The sequence below is a fragment of the Candidatus Kuenenia stuttgartiensis genome, from assembly GCF_900232105.1.
Classification (GTDB): Bacteria; Planctomycetota; Brocadiia; order Brocadiales; family Brocadiaceae; genus Kuenenia; species Kuenenia stuttgartiensis_A.
The window spans coordinates 1795485-1814807 of record NZ_LT934425.1; the positions used below are offsets into that span (position 1 = coordinate 1795485).

The window sequence follows — 19323 nt, forward strand, 5'->3', positions numbered from 1 at the left end:
GTCGGATAATAACAATATATTAGTGACTACATATTTATTAAAAATACAGCCTTAACAAACTATGTATTAAGCACTTATGCGTTTTGGCAGGGGTGAACATCCGATGCAACATCAATCTCAAACCAACTTTCAAATGGCGCGGGGGGATTTACAACTCGTCGATTATCTTGAAAGGTGCGCCGCTCAAGCTCATTACGCTCAATTCCTGCAATCTGTTGTGGTTTCGTGTTCTCGAAGAAACTAAGGAGTCGTCGACGAAGACAGGAGGCGCTGAGTTCGTCACAAGTGACAGAGTGGAACAAAATCATCTGGTCGCGGGCACGGCTGGCGGCAACATTGAACCGCCGTTCGTCCGAAGCCTTCGTTAGAGGGCCAATTCTTTCATTGTTGGCCGCAACAAGCGATAGCAACATAATGTCTCGCTCATCACCCTGAAAACTGTATGGATTACCGCAGACCAAATGCCGCTGCTCCATTTCCTCGGCGCCCAACTGTTCAAGCAATTGGTTCTCAATCAAAGCCGCCTGTGCTTCGCCCTGAAGCACAACCACACCCATCGACTTGTCGTCATACCTGGTGTCGCCACACAGTTCGACGATCTTTTTAACGATGGCTTCGGCCTCAGGGCGATTGATCGTCCGGTTGTATGAACCTTCGCGATACCCTCCATTTACAAAAACAAGTTCAAGGGGAGCTAATCGGTTAGGCCCATATTGCCTCAAGGGAATCAACGGCGTATCTGAATAGCAAAGGTCATTGCTGAAACGAATAATCTCCGGCATGCAGCGGAAGTGCTCGCGTAGGGTAATTCGTTGCGTTCCATAGCGAAGTTTACCGTGATCAAACAGGCTGCTTTCGACATCGAATGACGACTTAAATTGGAAATCATGTAGGAATTCCTCCATCAAACGATGCACGGCATCTCGAGGCAAGCCTACAGCAGCCGGGCTGATCTGCTTATCATCGCCAACAATTAATACCTTCTTGCCTAGATAAAATAGAGGAAGTGCCTCTACTCCACATTGCGATGCCTCATCTATGATAATGACATCAAACATACCAGGTATGGGATCCACCGTGTCCCAAACTCGGTGGAGAGGCATAACCCATGCCGGAACCGCCTCACGGCACTCATTGAGGTGCTGTTGAGCTTCACGCCTGTGGCGTGGCGCGTGTTTTCCTGTGCCTTTACCAAGCCGCCTCATAGACTGCTGCCAGGCTTCCATATGGCGTCGATGATTGCTATTGAGTCGGGAAAAGCAAAATGACCAGGCATGGAGCGAGGCGAGTTTAGCTATAATGGCGTTGATCTCGTCCTCGATCTGTTTGGCGTGCTTGGCGAGGGCAGGGATGTCCTCCTGCCGTATGTATTCCTCAATCCAATATTGCGCCTGCGCCCAATGCCAAGCGTTTCCAATTTGTTGAAGTCGCTCATCCCAATATGGCTCGTCACAGGTTCGCATCAATTCATCCGTGAGACGTGGGAGTCGGTGGCTCATTTCCGAGAGGTATTCATCCATCTTCTGAAGGCGCTGACGCTCCTTTTCCAATTCCTGAATCTTGCTCGCGGCATTCGCGAATCCATCTACATTGCGGTCACGAATCGCGTGTAGCAATTCGTTCGTTACCGGATGTGCGTTGCCCATGGCGGCAACGTACGATACCGGAGCCTCAATGCTTTGTATTTCTTCAGCTACAAGCCGCTTGCGGAGACGGATATGCGCAAGGCCGCATGACGCGATTATCCTTTCAACCTGAGATTCGTCAGCCCAAAAGGGTTCGCTTATAGCCTGAAACTGGCGTATGATCCCACGGCATTCTCCAATGAGCGTTTCAAGCGACAAGGCATTTTCAAGAGCGTCACACAGTGATTTGAGCGCAGTCAATTGTAGAGCATAAGGGCCTTGAATCTTATCGGTTCGCCCCACCCAGAACCCCCATAAGCGCTAACTTGTTTTATTGACAAATTTTATTCATCATGGTATTTTTATGTTAATTATCCCGCTAATCACTCTATAGGAGGATAAAGCCATGATGAGAGAAGATTGGGATCTTCTAAGAACTTTCTTCCCAAACGATTGGAAAAGTTTAGCCGTTGATACAAATGCTTTAAAAGGCTTGCGCAAGGATAAATCTGAAGAAAAGCTTCTTCGAACATTATTAATTCATTTAGGATGTGGCTATTCATTGCGTGAAACAGTAGTTCTAGCCAAGCGTGCTAACTTAGCAGATTTATCCGATGTTGCCTTATTAAAGCGATTAAAAAAGAGCAAAGAATGGCTATATAAATTATGTTTATCTTTATTCCGTGAGCGTGGCCTCCAAATTAATAAACGGAATAATTTTCATCTTCGCTTATTTGATGCAACAACAGTAAAGGAACCTGGGAAAACAGGAAGTCTTTGGCGCATTCATTATAGTATTGAGGTTCCTTCATTATCTTGCGATTTCTTTAAACTTACGGGAACTGAAGGAGAAGGCACAGGAGAATCTTTTCGGCAGTTTCCGATGAAAAAAGATGATTATATTATAGCTGACAGAGGTTACTGTACTGGCCAAGGAATTCATCATGCAACAAGGAAAGGCGCTTATCTTAGCGTTAGAGTTAATTCGCAATCTCTACGGATATTCGGCGAAGAAAAGAAACCCTTTCCTTTATTGAAAGAAATCCAATATTTAAAAAGACCCCTTGCTATAAAATCATGGAACGTTTTTATTCCAAACGTTGATAATACTGAATATGTCAAAGGTCGTCTTTGTATAATACGCAAAACAGAAGAAGCCATTAAAATAGCTCATAAAAAACTTAAAAGACATGCAAGCAAAAAGGGCATTGAACTAAAACCGGAGACCCTTATTTATGCCAAGTACGTAATAGTATTCACAACGTTTCCTGAAAATCAATTTACCGCTTTTGATATCTTAGAATGGTATCGAGTTCGATGGCAAATTGAACTGGTCTTTAAAAGATTTAAACAAATAGCACAATTTGGACACTTACCTAAATACGATGATGATAGCTCAAAAGCTTGGCTTTATGGCAAACTATTCGTTGCTCTTTTGACAGAAAAACTAATAGATTTTGCTACGTCTTTTTCCCCCTGGGGATACTTCATTGTCAAGCAAGAAGACTAAAAGCAAATGGCGTGAATTTGCTTTTATGCTTAATCAAGTAAAACGGGCTATAGAACCAGCGTTATCATTACAGGAAGTTCTTAAGTGCTGGAATGACATTGCTTGTTCTTTAGCAGAAAATACAAGAATCCGAAAAACACAGATATCAAAATACTTCGAGCATACCTAAAACAAGTTAGCGCTTATGCCCAGAACCCCCACGCCTTCTCACACTCGATCCGGACATGCAATGCATCGGAAAGATTTGAAAAATGTTCGACAGCGGAACAAGACCGTCCTCCAATACGCACAGTCTTGATTACATGGAGGCGCTCTTTGACCTCTTTGGGCCGAAATGGGCCCCAACCCAGCTTCCCTCCACCCTCCATGTGCTCTTTCAGTTTTCTGGCATCTTCTCGTAGCGTACTGATATTGGTATTGTCTGGGAAAACAATACTTGTATTGTCAGCGATTGTGACTACAGTTTCGACTGATGCAATAGCATCTCCCGTGATACGGAAAAGCTCGCGCCACAAGGATGAATTACCTCCCAAGATATCGCGTAATGCATCTGCCATCCATGAATGGGGCGACGCCATCATCCTTCTTCGTGCGTCGCGAAAATTGGAGAAAGCGTCACGAATCGTTTCGATGGTCGCGAAATTGCCCTTTGATATCAGATCGGCGATACGTTCATCTGCCCCGATTACCGAGTTGCTTTCGTCCTCAGTCGCTTTCACCTCGTTCTCAGCAAGATTGGCCAACTGTTCTGTGGAAGGCAAGGCATTTGGCCATTCAAGGCTCAATTCTTGACGCTTTTCTGGTGCAAAATAACGAATGTCCTCAAGAAAATCACGCAAATCGCTGGCGGATAACTGACAGGTCTTGTCCAAGGGGATGGTGTCCGCGAACCATTCGTAAACGCTTCTGTCACGGTTGACGGCCTCCGCTATTCGGGCTGCCGTACCTCGATATGTTCCGTCCGCAATGGATTGGGATTGGGTTTCGGATTCCCTGATATCGCGGAGCCGTCGATTAACCTTGGCTTTCTCCTGCCGGAGGCGTTGGAGTCGATCTTCTAGTTCCGTGCGCTCATGTTTAGCCCGATCCTCTTTCCATTCATCATTCTTGCGAAGTATGCCGCCGACGCTGGATTCCAAAGATCGCCGCTCCTCAAGACCGCTGCCAAGCAAGTTGATGCAGAGAGGGCGTAATTCTTTCGGGATAAGTCCTTCAAGTACCTGAAGAGCACGCGGCGTCTTGGCGGTGATAAGCGTTCGCTGGCCAGTGGCGAGCAAATGGCAAATGAGATTCGCGATAGTATGAGATTTTCCCGTACCGGGAGGCCCCTGCACAAGAACGCCATTTTCCGCACGAATCTTGTCAACGATACGTCGTTGATCTTCGTTCGATGGCTTTGGGAAGAAAACTTCTCCATCGAATGCGCTGCTTGATTCTTCTAAACCATCGCCCGTTTCGTAGTCATTCTTGTTGGAAATCTCGGCAAGGTCCGCGAATAAGTCAGGGATACCTTCGGCATTTTCGATCCGCCCCTTGATCCGTTTCAAGGTTTCGGTAAGACCCTTTGCGGAGCGCTTTCGTAGGATCAAAGCGGGAGCATATTCGACAATTGGCTTCGCTGATGCACGGATGCTTTTCGCCGCCAAGGAGTCGTCATACTCACCTTGGGAGTCGATCGAATGCACCAACGCCTTAAGCACGCTTTCAATGCCCCCTTTTTCCCATGGATCGTCTTCTTCTCCTGCCAACGAAGACTTCGCAGTTTCTTCGGCGCGCGGCGGTTGTTCCTCTACATCCAACATGTCGAATTCTGGCCGGAGTTTTGCCCCTTCGGTATGAGGCCGAACGGTGAATTTACCCAGATGAGCTTCAAACTCCAAAATGGCATCCGCGACAACCAAGTGACGTCTGACGCGCTGCCCAGTGGGCGTCTGCCATGTAAGCAGACCCAACCCAAGTACGAGTTCGTATTCCTCGCCAAGCCTGAGTTGCTCTTGATGAATGGCAAAAAGCTCGGAATAGACACGGTGGATTTTTTCCCACGCATTGTGATCTTCCGTCCATGGTAGCCACTTGTCTTCAACATAACGTTCCCATGCCCGCAGAACTTCGGGATGTTCGCCAAGGCGTTCGGTGCGTGGCATGGTTTCCGGCTGATGCGATCCTTCGCGCCAGTCGGGATTTTGGACTTGTTGGGTGATTTCCGGGAGGAGTTCCGGCAAATCACTCTTATTGCAGAGCGCCGACTGGTTAAGCCAGTCTCTGCATTGAATGGGAATGGCATGCAATTCTGGCTCGCGCCGGTTTTGCACTTCCAGCCATTCATCCATCTCATGTTCCTCATCGCTCCCCCATGCCTGCGTAAAGCACCCCCGCTCATGTGGAACGTTTGATACCCAAAGGACATTCTCGTATTCGGCAATGTCGCTGATCAGCTTCGCGCGAAGTAAAGCAAGTCGTGTCAAATAGTCGAGAAGCCTAACGGCTTTCTGCACCCTATGGCTATCTGCCTGTTGATCGTTTAAGAGTTCCCTAGCGTGAGTTTATCACAAAATAAGGCATGAAGCAACGTAACATAAATACAGTCAATGCGTTAAGCACAACATCAATTGTATACACTGAGTCCTTGAAGTTTCAGCCGATGTTTGTGGAAATCCATAATGCCTAACGCATTCATCAACAGAGATTCCTTGTCGGACATTTCTTCCAATTTGTAGGTAGCCTTAACTCTCCCTCTGGCCTTTGTTTCTTCAAGCATAGCAGAAAGCCTTATATTATTAAGGGTGTCTAACAGGGTATCTAACGTTCCACTAAATTGTGCGTGCGCTTTTGCCTGATACCACACAATCGCCGCCATTAGGTATCCGAGGACGCAAATAAAAAAATGCACCCTGATTTTCTGATCCGTCCAGTGAAATTGCGGTTTTAAAGCAAGGTGATAGGGGTTCTTGAGATTTCTAAAGGCATGTTCAATTTTTGATTGCCCATAGTAGGCTTTTATAATGTCCGCGGTATCCCAATCGTGATGGTCTGTCATAAGAATCCTGAACCCCAGTTCCCCTTCTATTTCTTCGAGCTTTTTCTGGTCGATTGAAAAATTCAATTGAAACTTGCCTTCAGATACCTCTTTTAACGACCAATCGATAACATCCTTCGCAAATTGACATTTCACTACACTTCTTATCGTATCCTCCAGACCCTCTTTGTCCCGCATCTTTCCCTTTGGATTACACAGATGCTGCTGTAAGAGCTTTAACTGATGTTCTGCCTTTTCCAGAGACTGAGACATTCCCCTTAATTGCCCAACCTTTAATTTCTCGGAAATAAATACGACAACGGTTCTTTCCTGCCCCCAAATAACCCGTTTGTCATGGTACACCTGTATCTTACTGCCGTCAACGTCATATTCCCTGAAATTACACATGGCATCCCCTACCAACTGCTTGTGATGATACGGTGTAAGCGCTCCAACGTAATGCAATGCCAATCTCTCTACAATAGCCATATTGTCCATGGAATTGTTTCCACGATCAAAAACAATAGTGTGCTTTTTGCTGTCGAAACCTAATCCGGTCATCCTGTCTTTTATCGTCTCAAGAACCGCGCTGAACACCTTTGCATCCGCCATGTTCCCCTGATAGGTATGGTGAAACAACGGTATCATGTCGTTACGTGTAACGACCATCGCCAACCCGACCTGCCTGAGATCGTATCGCTTTTGTTTGTTTTTCCCCCGCCGGGCAATAGTGCATCGCAGATTAGTTGTGTCGATATACGTGAAAAAATTGGTTGTATCAAAAAACAGTGTGTCGCTTTGAAGGTTGTATGTTTTAAATGTCTTTTCAATTAATTCGCGCTCGATTTCTGCAATGGATTCTTCAGGAAGTGCATCCATCAAATCCCAGAAATGCTGACTGTCTATTTTACTCAAGCTGTGTCTGAGTAAGTATTCGGCAGTAGTCGTCTTTGCCCAATCCCACCATCCTCTTTTGCTGGTAGGCACACACACTCTCCCCACGGCACCCAACAAGAGGGTACTTCCGGCGGTCAGATTATTTCGAACAGGTTTTTTAGCACAATACTGCCGTGGCGACTTTATATATTTATTAATCACGGAAGGGACGTCCAGGGCATTGGCCACACTTAGCAATGCGGCTACCGCGCCATGTGAATAAGATTTGAGCCGTAATTTTTCGGTAAGACCTTGCAGTTGTTTTAATAAATCGTCTGCCTTGCCAAGATAGGCCAGGACGATGGGCCTGGGCTTGCCGTTAACGCGCCGCGATTCGACAATATACCAATATTTATAACCTCTGGAGTTTTTAGATTGAATGGTAGCCATGGCTATTAGTTGTTAGTGTATACGTAATAGATTAATACTCCGTGTATAATAGTATATACAGGCATATAATGCAATATAAATATAGTATTATTCAGTGTATACATAATTTTTTAGACAAAAAAAGTCGCAACCCGATACAAATCATTGGATTGCAACTTGATGTCTTTGTCTTACACCTTATTTCGTGATAAACTCACGCTAGTCCCCATAACTTTTCGCCTAACCAGTAATTGTTAAGTTTATAGCTAACATCGTATTAAATTCCCTCATTGCTTTTTTACTATTGCCTACTCTTCAAAAAAAACAGATAATTTCACATGGAGAATCCATCATTTTGCATATTATCGGTAAGGAGTTGGGATTATTACATTTTCCTTGATGCTCCGCAAGAGGTTACTTTTGTATGTTTCGCGGACAGCCTGATTAGGTGTGCCCCTCATCCTCAATAATCAGCCTTTTGATGCACGATACTTTAAGAAAACTCAATCACTACTCATTGCCATTATGTCCGTGTTCATCTCTTGTGCACCATACATAATTGAAGGCGCTATTTCTGTGAACGGAGATTGCCAGGAGACTCAGGATGTCACTTCTGCACTTCTGGATACTGAGTTCTCTCTCCACAACTCCCAATTCCATAAGCTTTGCCCGTCCTGACAATCTCTATTGTTTTTCCACATACCCCTCTCCGTTTTTGTGCGACCCTGAGCAATCGTTGCCGGTAAAATCGAATTCTATATATGACCCATCATTGTTTGTTATATTGCCTCTGTAAGAGCCGGAACAACCTGATGTGGTTGATTTCATTTTTATCCTCTGCTTGCCGGTGTCCTTTATTTTCAAGATAATCTTTCCCTTTGCGCCATTTCCTGCCTTATAAGTACCGCTGTATTTTGTGCTGCTCTTTTTCTTCAGCTTTACAGTTACACTTGTGCTGGAAAGTATACTCGATGAATAATAACCCTTCCATGTTCCCTCTAAACCATCACTTACTAAGGCGTATGCATCACTTTTTACCGTAAAAACAATACACACCAAAGACACAATAAATAACAATATTCCCCTTTTCATATTACCCTTCCTTTCTATATTAATCTTAATTTCCATTTACTCCGCTTTCCACAATTCACAAATTCACAATTTCCAACGTTTTGTTCGCCCTGGCAATCCCTGCCATCAGTAAATACCAGTATAATTTTTTCTTCTGTAACAAATCCATTTCCTTCGATAAATCCCCTGCATGGCGCTGATTTCTCAATTTCAAATTCTATATCATCGCCGGATATCGTTCCCGTTAATTTCCCAAACGGGCGGCCATTTGCCAATATCGTTCCCGATATAGTTTCGTCGGTTTGTGTTATGGTTATTGATACATCTAAATCCCATATACAAGTTTTCAGATATCCTTCCCATGCGCCAGCCATGCCAGATGCAATATCTTTTTCTAAATAAAAACTTCCGATATTCATTTCATAACTATCGCCATTGATTGTTATTTCTTGCGTGGATGTTATATATCCTTGTTTCTCAAATGTAGCAGTATAAGTGTTTACTGCAACGTCATATAGTTCAAAATCGCCGTTCCAGTCGGTCGTTGCCCTGTAATGGTCTGAATCGTTGTCGAGTCTTATAACAACATCCTCAAGTTCCATTCCTTCCATATTTTTTACCTTACCAGATACATCTACGTAGTCATATCCAAAGGCAACGCTACAGGCAAACAAATATGGCAATACAAATAACAACTTTTTCATATTTACTCCTTCCTTTTAAAATTAAGCTTTAGGCGGCTTTCAATACTGTAGTGACAGGTTGACTGCTTGTTCCCAAACAAGAGTTTGGGAACAAGTCGTGAAATAATTAATTTATCTTCCTCCAAAAAAATTACCGAAAGAGTTTGAGGATGAATATTGTCTCCCTGAGGAATAAGAATACTTTGGCGTAGAAAATGAATTACTTATTTGATAATTTGTAGTTCTTCTTGTGCCTCTTGTTCCTGAGTATGGGTTGATATTCGGGTATGTACTCCAGTTGTTATAAAAATTTCTATCAGGGTTTGACCTATAATGTGGTTTAACATAGGTTCCATTGTTTCTATAATATCCATGAACGTAATCATCTGCTTTAGAAGTCAGTGCGGCTATAAACACACTTGCTACAATAAGTGAAATTGCGATTGTTTTTTTCATTTTTATTACTCCTTTTAAATTTATGTTTAAAATATTTTTAATATTACTTGTCCTTCTTACTGGCTAAATAATTCGTTAAACGATTTAATACCTCCTTTCAAAAAGGTTTTTTTGACAACTACAATTTTTATGCTCCTACTCTTAATAGCGGAAAAATTTGTAAAACCGAACGAAGTTAATTGACTTTTTTAGAAAAATAAATATTATTGCGGCTATAACTGGCTTTATTTATGGAGATTATGAAAACATGCCTGAATCCGTTAATCCACAAACACTTCATTTGGTTATGCTTGCAAAGTCTGGTGATCAACCGGCAATTGAAAAACTATATGAAATATACTGCGGGCGTATTCTAAGAATCGTCAGGATGCGCATGGGCAATGAATTGCGAAGTAAGATGCAATCAATGGATCTGGTTCAGGACGCATTATTGAGTTCTTTTCGTGATTTGAAACAGTTTACCTATAAAAATGAAGGTGATTTTTTACGATGGTTGTCACATATTGCGGAAAACAGAATACGTGACAAAATAAGTGAGATGAGGGCACAGGTGCGCGACCATAGAAGGGAACAGCCTTTAAGCAGCAATAAACAATTAAAAGATGATAGCAGTGTACATACATATGAACCAATGGATTCAGCAACACCCAGCAAAATATTGTCTAAAGAGGAGGACCTTGACAAACTGGAAAAGGCTATGCAAAAACTAAAGCCGGAATATCGGGAGGTAATCCTGTTAACAAAGGCAGAAGGACTTTCACAAAAACAAGCTGGTGAAAAATTGGGCAAAAGCCCGGATGCCACCCGGATGCTGCTAGTAAGGGCGCTTAATGCCCTAAATAATGCTTTTGGGGAGAATAGGTAGCACTTTAGTTTTTTGAAAAATTCCAATAGTAACATTGTTTGCTGCACGATGTAGGGGCGAAGCATTTGCCCGTTTGGGCATGAACGCATGTATGCCCGTTATAGCAAATGCTTCGCCCCTACGGTTTCAAAAAAACCAAAGTGTTACGAGAATAAAGAATAATAATTCCTAAGCGGGCATAGCCGGAACCAAACAAGCATAAATTACAAAGTCCTCCCCCATATCCCCTCCGAGGGGGGAGAATGTCCACCGCTGGCGGGGGTGCAGGGGGTGGAATTGAAATTATGAATTTATTTCAGATTTCACCATTAAATATTTTGCCAAAAACTTCGAAGAAATTACTGACAAGGTACTAAGATCTGTAAAATGAATCAACTTGACCAAATCGTCCAACAATTTATAGATGATACGTTGCAGGGGAAGGATCCAGGGCTAGATGATGTCCTGAGAAAGTACCCTGACATAGCAGACGAGATCAAGAAACGGATTGAAAATCTTGAAAAAATCAACAGTTTATTTGCTTCCCTTACAGGAGAGGATGAAAACGACCGTTTAGCACATCAGCTTATTGGCCAAAAGATGGGTGACTTTGAAATACTTGAGCTAATAGGCTCAGGCGGCATGGGAACTGTCTTTCTCGCCAGGCAAACCTCGCTGGACAGGCATGTGGCGCTTAAAGTTATCAGCGACGTCAGCGGGATTCGTAGTAAAACGCTGGAAAGGTTTAAACGAGAGGCAAATCTGCTGGCAAAGATATCCCATCCCAATATTGTGCAAATTTATGAAACCGGGCGGCACGGGCCATATTTCTACTTCGCAATGGAATACGTAAACGGCGATTCATTAGGCAATGTGCTTGCAGACATGCGCTCATCAAACCAAAACACAAACGCCAGCGCTCTATTTTCTGATTATGTCAGGTCGAAGAATACCGCTTCTGTTGATACATCGCAGACGAAACAAGGAAGGCCGGTAATTGACGACGAGTATATTCAAACCATTAGCAAAATAATCATAGATATTGCGTCTGCATTGGATCATGTACACAACAAGGGAATTTTACACAGAGATATTAAGCCGTCAAACATCCTGATTGACACAGATGGCAATGCAAAATTAGTTGATTTTGGGCTGGCGAACAGCGAGACAAATCAGTCTATTACCATTACCGGCGAACTTTTTGGAACTCCGAATTATATGTCGCCGGAACAAATCCAATCCCCGGATAAAGTTGACCGCAGGAGCGATGTATATTCATTAGGCGCAGCTTATTATGAGTGCCTTACATTCCATACCCCATTTGAAGGCGCTTCGATAAATGATGTTTTAACGAAGATCATATCAAAAGAACCGACTTCTCCAGGAAAATACTGTCCGAAACTTTCAAGGGATTTGGGCACTATTTTGCTGCATACCCTTAAAAAGAATCCAGGCGAGAGGTACGATTCAGCCCTTGAATTTGCCAATGATATAAGAAATGCCTTAGATTTTAGGCCTGTCATTGCAAGAAAAACTCCTTTTACAATCAGAACCTATAAAACTATACGCAGAAATCCGGTTAAAACCGTTATGGGTTTTCTGGTTCTGTGTTTAATCTTCGCATGTTTTGCTCTATATCACCATAACCGGAAGAAAGAGGGTGAAGCTCACAGGATTGCCTATGTTAATCAACTGCTTGACGAAGCGGACGTACTGCTGTGTCAGGCGGCGCTTAATTCCCTGCCTTGGCCATTATTAGCCAGAGAGACGCTTACAGAAAGAGCAATTAAATACTATGACGAAGTATTGCAGATAGATAATAAAAACTGGTGGGCGTTAATTCAAAGGGGGATAGCATATCTGGTATCAGGGGAAAATAGAGAAGGCGCATTGAAGGATTTCGAAGATGCCGAAAAAATTAATCCGGATTTCAGATGCATTCAATTATTACAGTCCGGGCCGTTAGGCAGTAATATTGAAATTTATGAAAGAGGTATTTCATCAGACCACCTGGAATCCCTGAGTTCCAGGGAAGCCTACATATTAGGCCTGTTAATATGCCAACAACCCGATATCCCTGAAAGAGAGCAGAAAAGCCTGCGTTTGTTTGAAATGTGCGTGGAAAAAGAATCTGATTTTTATCCTGCCATGCTGTCAAGAATATTTGCAAAAAACCGCCTGTCAGGAGAAAGAAATCTGGACGAGTGTTTGGCAGTATCCAACCTCAGGCCCAACGTTGCGCTTGGGCACTTGTTATGCGGCGAAATTCTTGGAGACTACCTTGGCAGATTTGAAGAGGCGATAACCGAATATAAAAAAGCCGCCGGATTACAACCGTGGAATCCCCTGTGTTATTTGGGTTTGGGTAGTTTGTATGAAACTACCGGCGATATTAATAATGCAGAAAAATGTTATCTTAAAGCACAGGAACTTGATATGAGCTGCTTATCAGATTTCGCTTTAGCATTTTTTTACAGAAAGCAAAGTAGCTATGAAAAATCACTTGATATATGCAATAAGGGTATCGCAAAAAAATGTAACCTTATTACATTAGATATGCTGCTTGACACTAAACTTTTAATCTTAAAAGAAACAGGTTCTCAGGGGCAAATCCGGGAATGCCTTGCGGAAAAAGAAGATTGCCTGAAAAGATTGCTGTTAGAAACAGAAGGCAATAAAAATTTAAGCAGAAAGTACCATATTAATTATCTTAAATTCTTGTTCAATAACAAGCCCATGTCTGAAACAATATCGTTCTATGACAAGGCTTTAATAAATAAACCAGCGTTCAAATATTGCTTTGGCAGTGTGCTGAGTGAATATTATCTGTCCATCGGAAATGATGCCGCCTGTATGAATCTTTGTCAGGCATTATATGAAAAAATGTTAATGGAAGAATTTAATGATGATTACGATTTTAATGATAAGGTAAACATAATCAGCCACTTAATACGACTAAGGTTAAAATCCGGCGATAGCATTGAGAATGTTACAACACTATGCACCGGCATCCTTGATAAACACCCCCATACCAGCGTACTCTGGAAATATTATGGAATGTTTCACGAAATATATTCACATGATTACGAAAAGGCAAGCGAGGCATATCGCCAGGCACTGCGATATCTGCGGGACGAGAAAGACAGGTTTGGAATTACTTTTAAATTCGCATGTGCGTTATATCGTGCAGGCAACAATGTTGAAGCAGAGAAAGAATTCAATGCGCTGATGCATAAACTGGACAACATGAAAATTGTAGAGACGGGAAACTCATGGCGTTATTTAGGGCGCAGCGATACAGCAGATAAATATGTAGTTCAATCCATTTATACAAATTTATCTGACTTATACATGGCTAAGAAAGATTGCCAAAGCGCCGTGAATACGCTTGAAAAGGGTTTGGGCCGATTGCCAAATCACCCTGAAATGTATCGTAAAAAAGCCGTTGCACACTTATCTGCCGGCGACAAAAACAAGGCCATTCAAACTTATTTCAGATATTTTGATACATTGCCAACGAATATAAATGATTGTTACCCTCCCGACCAGGTTCACATAGGCATCACTATCATTGCGCTGACGGCGCTTTTGATAGAAGAGAATCAACTTGATAAGGCGGAAGAATTTATCAAACAAGAGGAAGATTCTAAACGAAAGACGCCTGCGCATACGGCAAATGACCTATTGCCTCATCATGAAACATCGCTGTACATTTCACGCTCAAAAATAAACTTTGCAAGAAACAATTTCGATGATGGAATAAATGCATTAAACAATGCCCTGAAAATCCAGACGGAATTGCCGTTAATTTGGGATGAATTGGAAAAGGCGTATCTACACAAAGGCCTTCTTCAAAAGGCAAAGGAAACGGCTGAATACGCAATCAAACTTCTTCCTAAGCAAAGGACTGGTTATTTATGGTTGGCCATTGTTTATCAATATTTAAGGGATTCCGAGAAGGCGATAAACGTGCTCAGGCAATATTTGTCCCAAAACCCGGATGATGCCTTTGTACAAGAGAGTCTCGATAGTATCGTAACTTCTCAATAAGTTGAGGGAAACAACCCCATTACCCCCTTTATTGATGGGGAATAAGGTGAAAGTTATGTAACTATTCAGCGTAAACATTACACGACTCCCGACGGGTTCTGGTTTGCAATCGTTCGGCAGAGCTCGCGACGAAGCCTGAACCCATGAGTTTATGCGGATAATGGGGCCATGTACTACGGTAAAATTCCACTGCCCAAATCACAAAATCCCTGCTTGGAATTTGGAATTTATTTGTCATTTGTCATTTGTTCTGCTTATAGAAGGCAGGATTGAAAGTATAAAACGTTTGGTTCAGGTTCTAATGAGTGAACCCGCGAAGACCACACTGTCCATTTGACCCATTCTGTGGAGCTTGGAAACGAGAGGAAGGTTCGGTTGATGCGTATGGGGAGAAGCTCACTTGTTTCAGCGCGAAGAACATCTTCGCTCTACATGAAAAAGTAACCGAAGGCATAATTTAACGTACAGGAATTTCAAACCATTCTAATGGAGGCAAAACGTGTCGCCTTACCCCCCCAACCCCCATACGTGTTAAGTTAAGCGATTCTTTGGGGTAGCATGGACTGAAGAAACACCATGGCAGGTCGTCTCTACGTTTATCCGTACCTGCTTGTGGCCCACAATGGTATGAAACTTTTAGAGATGTGGCTGGCTACTGTCCCCCGCTGGCGGGGGATCAAGGGGGTGGACTGGCAGAAGCATGAATTTTGGTAGGCGCATAATCTGCATATCCATAAGTATTTTTAAACCGTAGCTCACTATGCAATGATTGGTGACTCAACATCAGGTAAGAAGGTGAAAATTCGTATCCAAAATAAAGGGTATTTGAAGCGATGGAGAAGTCCCTTCCACCCCCTGCACCCCCGCCAGCGGGGGACATGGCAGATGCAACACACATAAGGATTTACCGGTGATTGTTGATTCCTTAACTTAACACGTATGCCCCAACCCACCGGTTTGTACTAACCCTTCCCAAACCACCTCTTTTTATGGGTATATGCGGTAATTTTGTTGCGGCCTTTTTTCTTTGACTCGTATAGGGCCTTGTCCGCAAAGTCAATAAAATCACCTTGTTTAAATTCATCCTTAGCAGGACTCATTGTTGCCACTCCAAAACTTGCTGTTACCTTGTATTCGTTAATATCATCAATAAAGATATGAGAGGCAATGACCTCGCGTAATTTTTCAGTAATCTCTGCGGCATCTTCCGCTGCCGTTTCTACCAAAACAAGAATGAATTCTTCGCCGCCGTACCGGGCAATAAGATCGTAATCACGGAGGTTTTTTTTAACCAGTTTGCACAATTCTTTTAATATAAAATCGCCCGCCGGATGTCCGTAGCTATCATTAAATTTTTTAAAGTGATCAACATCAAAGAGTACCAGGCTCACAGATGTTTTCTTGCGCAGTGACCTGCGGATTTCCGTTTCAAGAAAATTTTGAAAGTACCGATGGTTGTACACATCAGTCAGTCCATCTATATTGGCAAGTTTTTCTAGCCGTTTATTTTTTTCTTCCAGGTCATTAGCCAGCTTCTGCAGTTCCATCTTGGCGGCAATGAGTTCCTTGTTCATCTGTTCGTATGACAGATTAATAAGGCTTAACGCAATGTTGGCTTCCTGCAGGATTTCCTCGACGGGTTTTGGATTCTGTATCTGGAAATCAAAAAAACTGGCAACTTCCGCTATTTCCGTATGTACCTTTCTGAGTATCCTGTTAATAACCGTATTATCGAAGCCAAGCATTTTTCCGGATTTTTCTAAAAACTGCTGATGGTAGTCCTGCGGCTTATTGGAAAACAGTATATTGGTAATCATCCCCGATAAGTAAACTACATTTGTAGCAGTTCTGAGTTTGTTATTGCCTTCTTTGTAACTTTCAGGGTTGTGATGAAATTGTATAGGGACGAGCAATTCCGCCGGGAACCCCCAATTTCGTGTGACTTCGTACCCAATAAGTGCATGGTCCGCACCGATAATTCGCCGTTCAATTTCTATGATATCTCTTTTGTCATCGGTGAGCGCTATCAGTGTTTGTTCATATTGTTGTGGAAAGGCTCGTGCAAGAATTAATCCTCCGATATCCTGCAGGAGTGCGGCAATAAATATTTCTTCAGGGTCTGTTTTATCTATTTCTGCCATAATAAGTTTTGCAGCAACTGCAGCAGAAAGTGATTTTTGCCAATGTTTTTCGTAATCAAAGACTTCATTTTTGTAATTGGTTTTGATGGTAAGAAATGAAACAGAGAGGACGAGGCTTCGTATCGCATTTTTTCCGATATTCGACACAGCCTGATGAACTGTGCTGATTTTACTAGAAAAACTGTAAAAGGAAGAATTGGCAATTTTTAATATTTTAGCCGAGATGGCGATGTCTTTCGAAATCAAATGAGCTATTTCTGCCATACTTGTTTCCGGGTTCGACGTAATCGAGATAAGTTTTGATGCAACGGTGGGCAACGTAGGTAAAGAGGGTGAATCGAGCACAGTTTTCAAAACTTCTCTATTTGCCATTGAGGAATCCTTTTTCAAAAAGGGCCGTTTAAAAATGCCTATTCTTTTGAGGCATATTATACAGGAGAGGATACAAAAAATCTATAGCGCAGCCTTTGAGTGCAACAAAATTCGAAATTCGAATGACAAAAAATCAACGTGTTATGCTAAATATTGTTGACATTCATTTTGTAATAAATAGTATTAAACGTGTGGGAAAATATTGTGTGACCTGTATGCGTTCTTACAAATGAATAGTACTTTTTAAAACCGCTTTCGCATTACAATTTAAATAAGGAGGACATATGAAAATTGTTAAATTTGCCGTAATGGGTTATCTGTTGTCTTTTGTAGTTATCAGCGCCGCAATACTGCCATTTGCTTCTGCCGGTGGGTTGATTGATATGGCTTTTGGAAGAGATATAAAATCAGACCGATCAAAAGAACCTATCAAGCCTATTCCAATTAATTTTGACAACAACAGGGCAAAGACTGATTTGGGGAAAAGATTATTTTTTGAACCTCGATTGTCCAAATCCGGATGGATTACCTGCAATTCCTGCCACAACCTTTCAACCGGCGGAGCGGATAACCTCCCAACTTCTATCGGACACAAATGGATGTCGGGATCCATAAACTCACCGACTGTACTGAACTCAAAATTTAATCTGGCGCAATTCTGGGACGGGCGTGCCAGGGATTTGAAGGAACAGGCAAAGGGTCCCATAGCAAATCCTATGGAAATGGCTTCCAGTCACGACCTTGCGGTAGAGGTACTGCAATCAATACCGGAATACGTGAAGTGGTTTAAAGAGGTTTACGGTGAGGAGGGCATTACCATTGATACTGTTGCAGACGCCATCGCTGCATTTGAAGAAACGTTAACCACTCCCAATGCAAGGTTTGATTTGTGGTTAAGGGGGTATGACAGGATTTCCAAAACAGAGGAAGAAGGGTATGCCCTCTTTAAGGAAAAAGGTTGTATCGTTTGTCATAACGGAGTTGGTGTTGGCGGCGGTTCCTTTCAAAAGTTTGGTATCGCAAAGCCCTATGAAAAAGACACCGGGACGCTTGGACGGTATAATGTAACAAAGGCAGTTGAAGATAAATACGTATTCAAGGTTCCACTGCTAAGAAACATTGAACTCACTGCCCCCTATTTCCACGATGCCAGCACATGGAGACTGGCAGAAGCGGTACAGGTAATGGCAGCATATCAGCTTGGAATAAAACTTACCGAGGATGAGACAAACAAGATTGTCGCATTTCTAAAAACCCTGACCGGAGACCGGCCTGAAATTATTTATCCCGTTTTGCCGCCTTCGAATGTGAACACCCCGCAGCCAAACCGGAATTAATTTTCTGCGTTGGTTGTCACGGAGGTTTTCCTTTATTATACGGGGGCGCTGTTTTCTTCGTGGAGAAAAGGTTTTTTTTGATATGAAATTATTTTGCCCTGCAATATGCGGTCATTTTATATTTCAAACCTGTCAAAATCTTCTGCAATAACTATCTCTCCATCATAAATAATTTTGAGTTCGGCAAGCAGGTTTGCGTTATTTTTTATAGCTTCACTGCAAACGGGGTAGAAATGTGTGAGTATCAGCTTTTTGCATTGCGCTTTTTGTGCGATTTGAGCGCACAGATGGGGAGTAAGATGCCCTTCAGTTTTTTTATCATCGGGAAAAGAGCATTCGAGAACGAACAGATCGGTATTTTTTGCCAGAAGAATTATGCCTTCACAGTAATCAGTATCTCCGGAATAAGCAATTGTCCTGCCCGCAGAAGATTCTATCCTGTAACCGATGCTTTGTGATGAATGCCGCACGGGTTCTGCAGTAATTTTCCATCCGTCATAAGTGAGTACGCCCCTCTCTATTTCTTCCAGATGGAGGTCAAATGTCTTTGGAGTAATCGTGTTGCCATAAACAGAAACTAATCCCTGATGGAACTTGTGCAAACCACAGGGGCCTGTAATGTAAAGAGGTTTTGTCCTCACAGGAGAATCATATTTCATGGCGAAAAGGAAGGAGACGAGATCCAGGGAGTGGTCGGGATGGAAGTGCGAATAGTAGATATAATCAACATCCGCATACGTAACGCCGGCAAGAAGCAACTGGCGTAATGAACCTGGGCCTGTGTCAAATACAAGGTGTTTGTCTTTTACTTTTATCAAAGTACACGGATATGCCCTTGTTTTTGAAGGTGCTCCTGTGCCAGAGCCGATGATGGTCAATTCCATTTTTAAAAATTATCGCTGTACATCAACCA

13 protein-coding genes are annotated in these 19323 nt (G+C 42.7%); 4 read left to right on the plus strand and 9 right to left on the minus strand.

Annotated features, from left to right (window positions below):
* Window positions 1–74 precede the first annotated feature (74 nt).
* Window positions 75–1928, minus strand: coding sequence for a DEAD/DEAH box helicase (locus KSMBR1_RS08270; RefSeq protein ID WP_230408060.1), 1854 nt, complete (start codon window positions 1926–1928; stop codon window positions 75–77).
* A 103-nt stretch (window positions 1929–2031) separates the two neighbouring features.
* Here KSMBR1_RS08270 and KSMBR1_RS08275 point away from each other — a divergent pair, with 103 nt between their 5' ends.
* The gene (locus KSMBR1_RS08275) at window positions 2032–3135 is read left to right on the plus strand and encodes an IS4-like element ISCku3 family transposase (RefSeq protein ID WP_076611654.1); all 1104 of its coding nucleotides are present in this window, start codon (window positions 2032–2034) and stop codon (window positions 3133–3135) included.
* 182 nt (window positions 3136–3317) lie between these two features.
* On the opposite strand, the gene KSMBR1_RS08280 is transcribed toward KSMBR1_RS08275, so the two are convergent.
* The 6 genes from KSMBR1_RS08280 to KSMBR1_RS20925 all read right to left on the minus strand — a co-directional run bounded on the left by KSMBR1_RS08280 (window position 3318) and on the right by KSMBR1_RS20925 (window position 9666).
* Entirely contained in the window at window positions 3318–5465 is a 2148-nt protein-coding gene (locus tag KSMBR1_RS08280; RefSeq protein ID WP_230408061.1) for an AAA domain-containing protein, read from the minus strand.
* A gap of 275 nt (window positions 5466–5740) precedes the next feature.
* Window positions 5741–7477: an IS1634 family transposase gene (locus KSMBR1_RS08285; protein ID WP_099323573.1), complete on the minus strand. Its 1737-nt coding sequence runs from the start codon at window positions 7475–7477 to the stop codon at window positions 5741–5743.
* A 489-nt stretch (window positions 7478–7966) separates the two neighbouring features.
* Window positions 7967–8116, minus strand: coding sequence for a hypothetical protein (locus tag KSMBR1_RS20920; RefSeq protein ID WP_157820477.1), 150 nt, complete (start codon window positions 8114–8116; stop codon window positions 7967–7969).
* Window positions 8117–8140: 24 nt separating this feature from the next.
* Complete coding sequence (locus tag KSMBR1_RS08290) at window positions 8141–8548, minus strand: hypothetical protein (protein ID WP_169703193.1); 408 nt, start codon at window positions 8546–8548, stop codon at window positions 8141–8143.
* Window positions 8549–8562: 14 nt separating this feature from the next.
* Window positions 8563–9231: a carboxypeptidase-like regulatory domain-containing protein gene (locus KSMBR1_RS08295; protein ID WP_099324892.1), complete on the minus strand. Its 669-nt coding sequence runs from the start codon at window positions 9229–9231 to the stop codon at window positions 8563–8565.
* A gap of 111 nt (window positions 9232–9342) precedes the next feature.
* Window positions 9343–9666, minus strand: coding sequence for a hypothetical protein (locus KSMBR1_RS20925; RefSeq protein WP_157820478.1), 324 nt, complete (start codon window positions 9664–9666; stop codon window positions 9343–9345).
* 247 nt (window positions 9667–9913) lie between these two features.
* Between KSMBR1_RS20925 and KSMBR1_RS08300 the strand changes: the two genes are divergently transcribed.
* Together KSMBR1_RS08300 and KSMBR1_RS08305 are read left to right on the plus strand one after the other, a co-directional pair.
* Window positions 9914–10531 (plus strand): sigma-70 family RNA polymerase sigma factor, encoded by a 618-nt coding sequence (locus tag KSMBR1_RS08300; protein WP_099324893.1) that lies wholly within the window; start codon window positions 9914–9916, stop codon window positions 10529–10531.
* Between the two features lie 366 nt (window positions 10532–10897).
* Window positions 10898–14560 carry a serine/threonine-protein kinase gene (locus KSMBR1_RS08305; RefSeq protein WP_099324894.1) on the plus strand — a complete coding sequence of 1221 codons (3663 nt, stop codon included), beginning with the start codon at window positions 10898–10900 and terminating at the stop codon, window positions 14558–14560.
* Between the two features lie 962 nt (window positions 14561–15522).
* On the opposite strand, the gene KSMBR1_RS08310 is transcribed toward KSMBR1_RS08305, so the two are convergent.
* A complete protein-coding gene (locus KSMBR1_RS08310; protein ID WP_099324895.1) occupies window positions 15523–17073 on the minus strand; it encodes a sensor domain-containing diguanylate cyclase in 1551 nt (516 codons plus the stop codon).
* Between the two features lie 383 nt (window positions 17074–17456).
* Here KSMBR1_RS08310 and KSMBR1_RS08315 point away from each other — a divergent pair, with 383 nt between their 5' ends.
* Window positions 17457–18410 (plus strand): cytochrome-c peroxidase, encoded by a 954-nt coding sequence (locus tag KSMBR1_RS08315; protein WP_099327017.1) that lies wholly within the window; start codon window positions 17457–17459, stop codon window positions 18408–18410.
* Between the two features lie 116 nt (window positions 18411–18526).
* Here the strand turns inward: KSMBR1_RS08315 and KSMBR1_RS08320 are convergent, their stop codons facing one another.
* Entirely contained in the window at window positions 18527–19294 is a 768-nt protein-coding gene (locus KSMBR1_RS08320) for an MBL fold metallo-hydrolase (RefSeq protein WP_099324896.1), read from the minus strand.
* Between the last annotated feature and the right edge of the window lie 29 nt (window positions 19295–19323).

Coding starts and splice junctions, on each gene's coding strand:
- KSMBR1_RS08285 (WP_099323573.1), bottom strand. CDS start 7,477: ATGGCTACCATTCAATCTAAAAACTCCAGAGGTTATAAATATTGGTAT.
- KSMBR1_RS08300 (WP_099324893.1), top strand. CDS start 9,914: ATGCCTGAATCCGTTAATCCACAAACACTTCATTTGGTTATGCTTGCA.
- KSMBR1_RS08320 (WP_099324896.1), bottom strand. CDS start 19,294: ATGGAATTGACCATCATCGGCTCTGGCACAGGAGCACCTTCAAAAACA.
- KSMBR1_RS08275 (WP_076611654.1), top strand. CDS start 2,032: ATGATGAGAGAAGATTGGGATCTTCTAAGAACTTTCTTCCCAAACGAT.
- KSMBR1_RS20920 (WP_157820477.1), bottom strand. CDS start 8,116: ATGGAATTGGGAGTTGTGGAGAGAGAACTCAGTATCCAGAAGTGCAGA.
- KSMBR1_RS08310 (WP_099324895.1), bottom strand. CDS start 17,073: ATGGCAAATAGAGAAGTTTTGAAAACTGTGCTCGATTCACCCTCTTTA.
- KSMBR1_RS08295 (WP_099324892.1), bottom strand. CDS start 9,231: ATGAAAAAGTTGTTATTTGTATTGCCATATTTGTTTGCCTGTAGCGTT.
- KSMBR1_RS08305 (WP_099324894.1), top strand. CDS start 10,898: ATGAATCAACTTGACCAAATCGTCCAACAATTTATAGATGATACGTTG.
- KSMBR1_RS08290 (WP_169703193.1), bottom strand. CDS start 8,548: ATGAAAAGGGGAATATTGTTATTTATTGTGTCTTTGGTGTGTATTGTT.
- KSMBR1_RS08280 (WP_230408061.1), bottom strand. CDS start 5,465: ATGGATGAATGGCTGGAAGTGCAAAACCGGCGCGAGCCAGAATTGCAT.
- KSMBR1_RS20925 (WP_157820478.1), bottom strand. CDS start 9,666: ATGAAAAAAACAATCGCAATTTCACTTATTGTAGCAAGTGTGTTTATA.
- KSMBR1_RS08315 (WP_099327017.1), top strand. CDS start 17,457: ATGGCTTTTGGAAGAGATATAAAATCAGACCGATCAAAAGAACCTATC.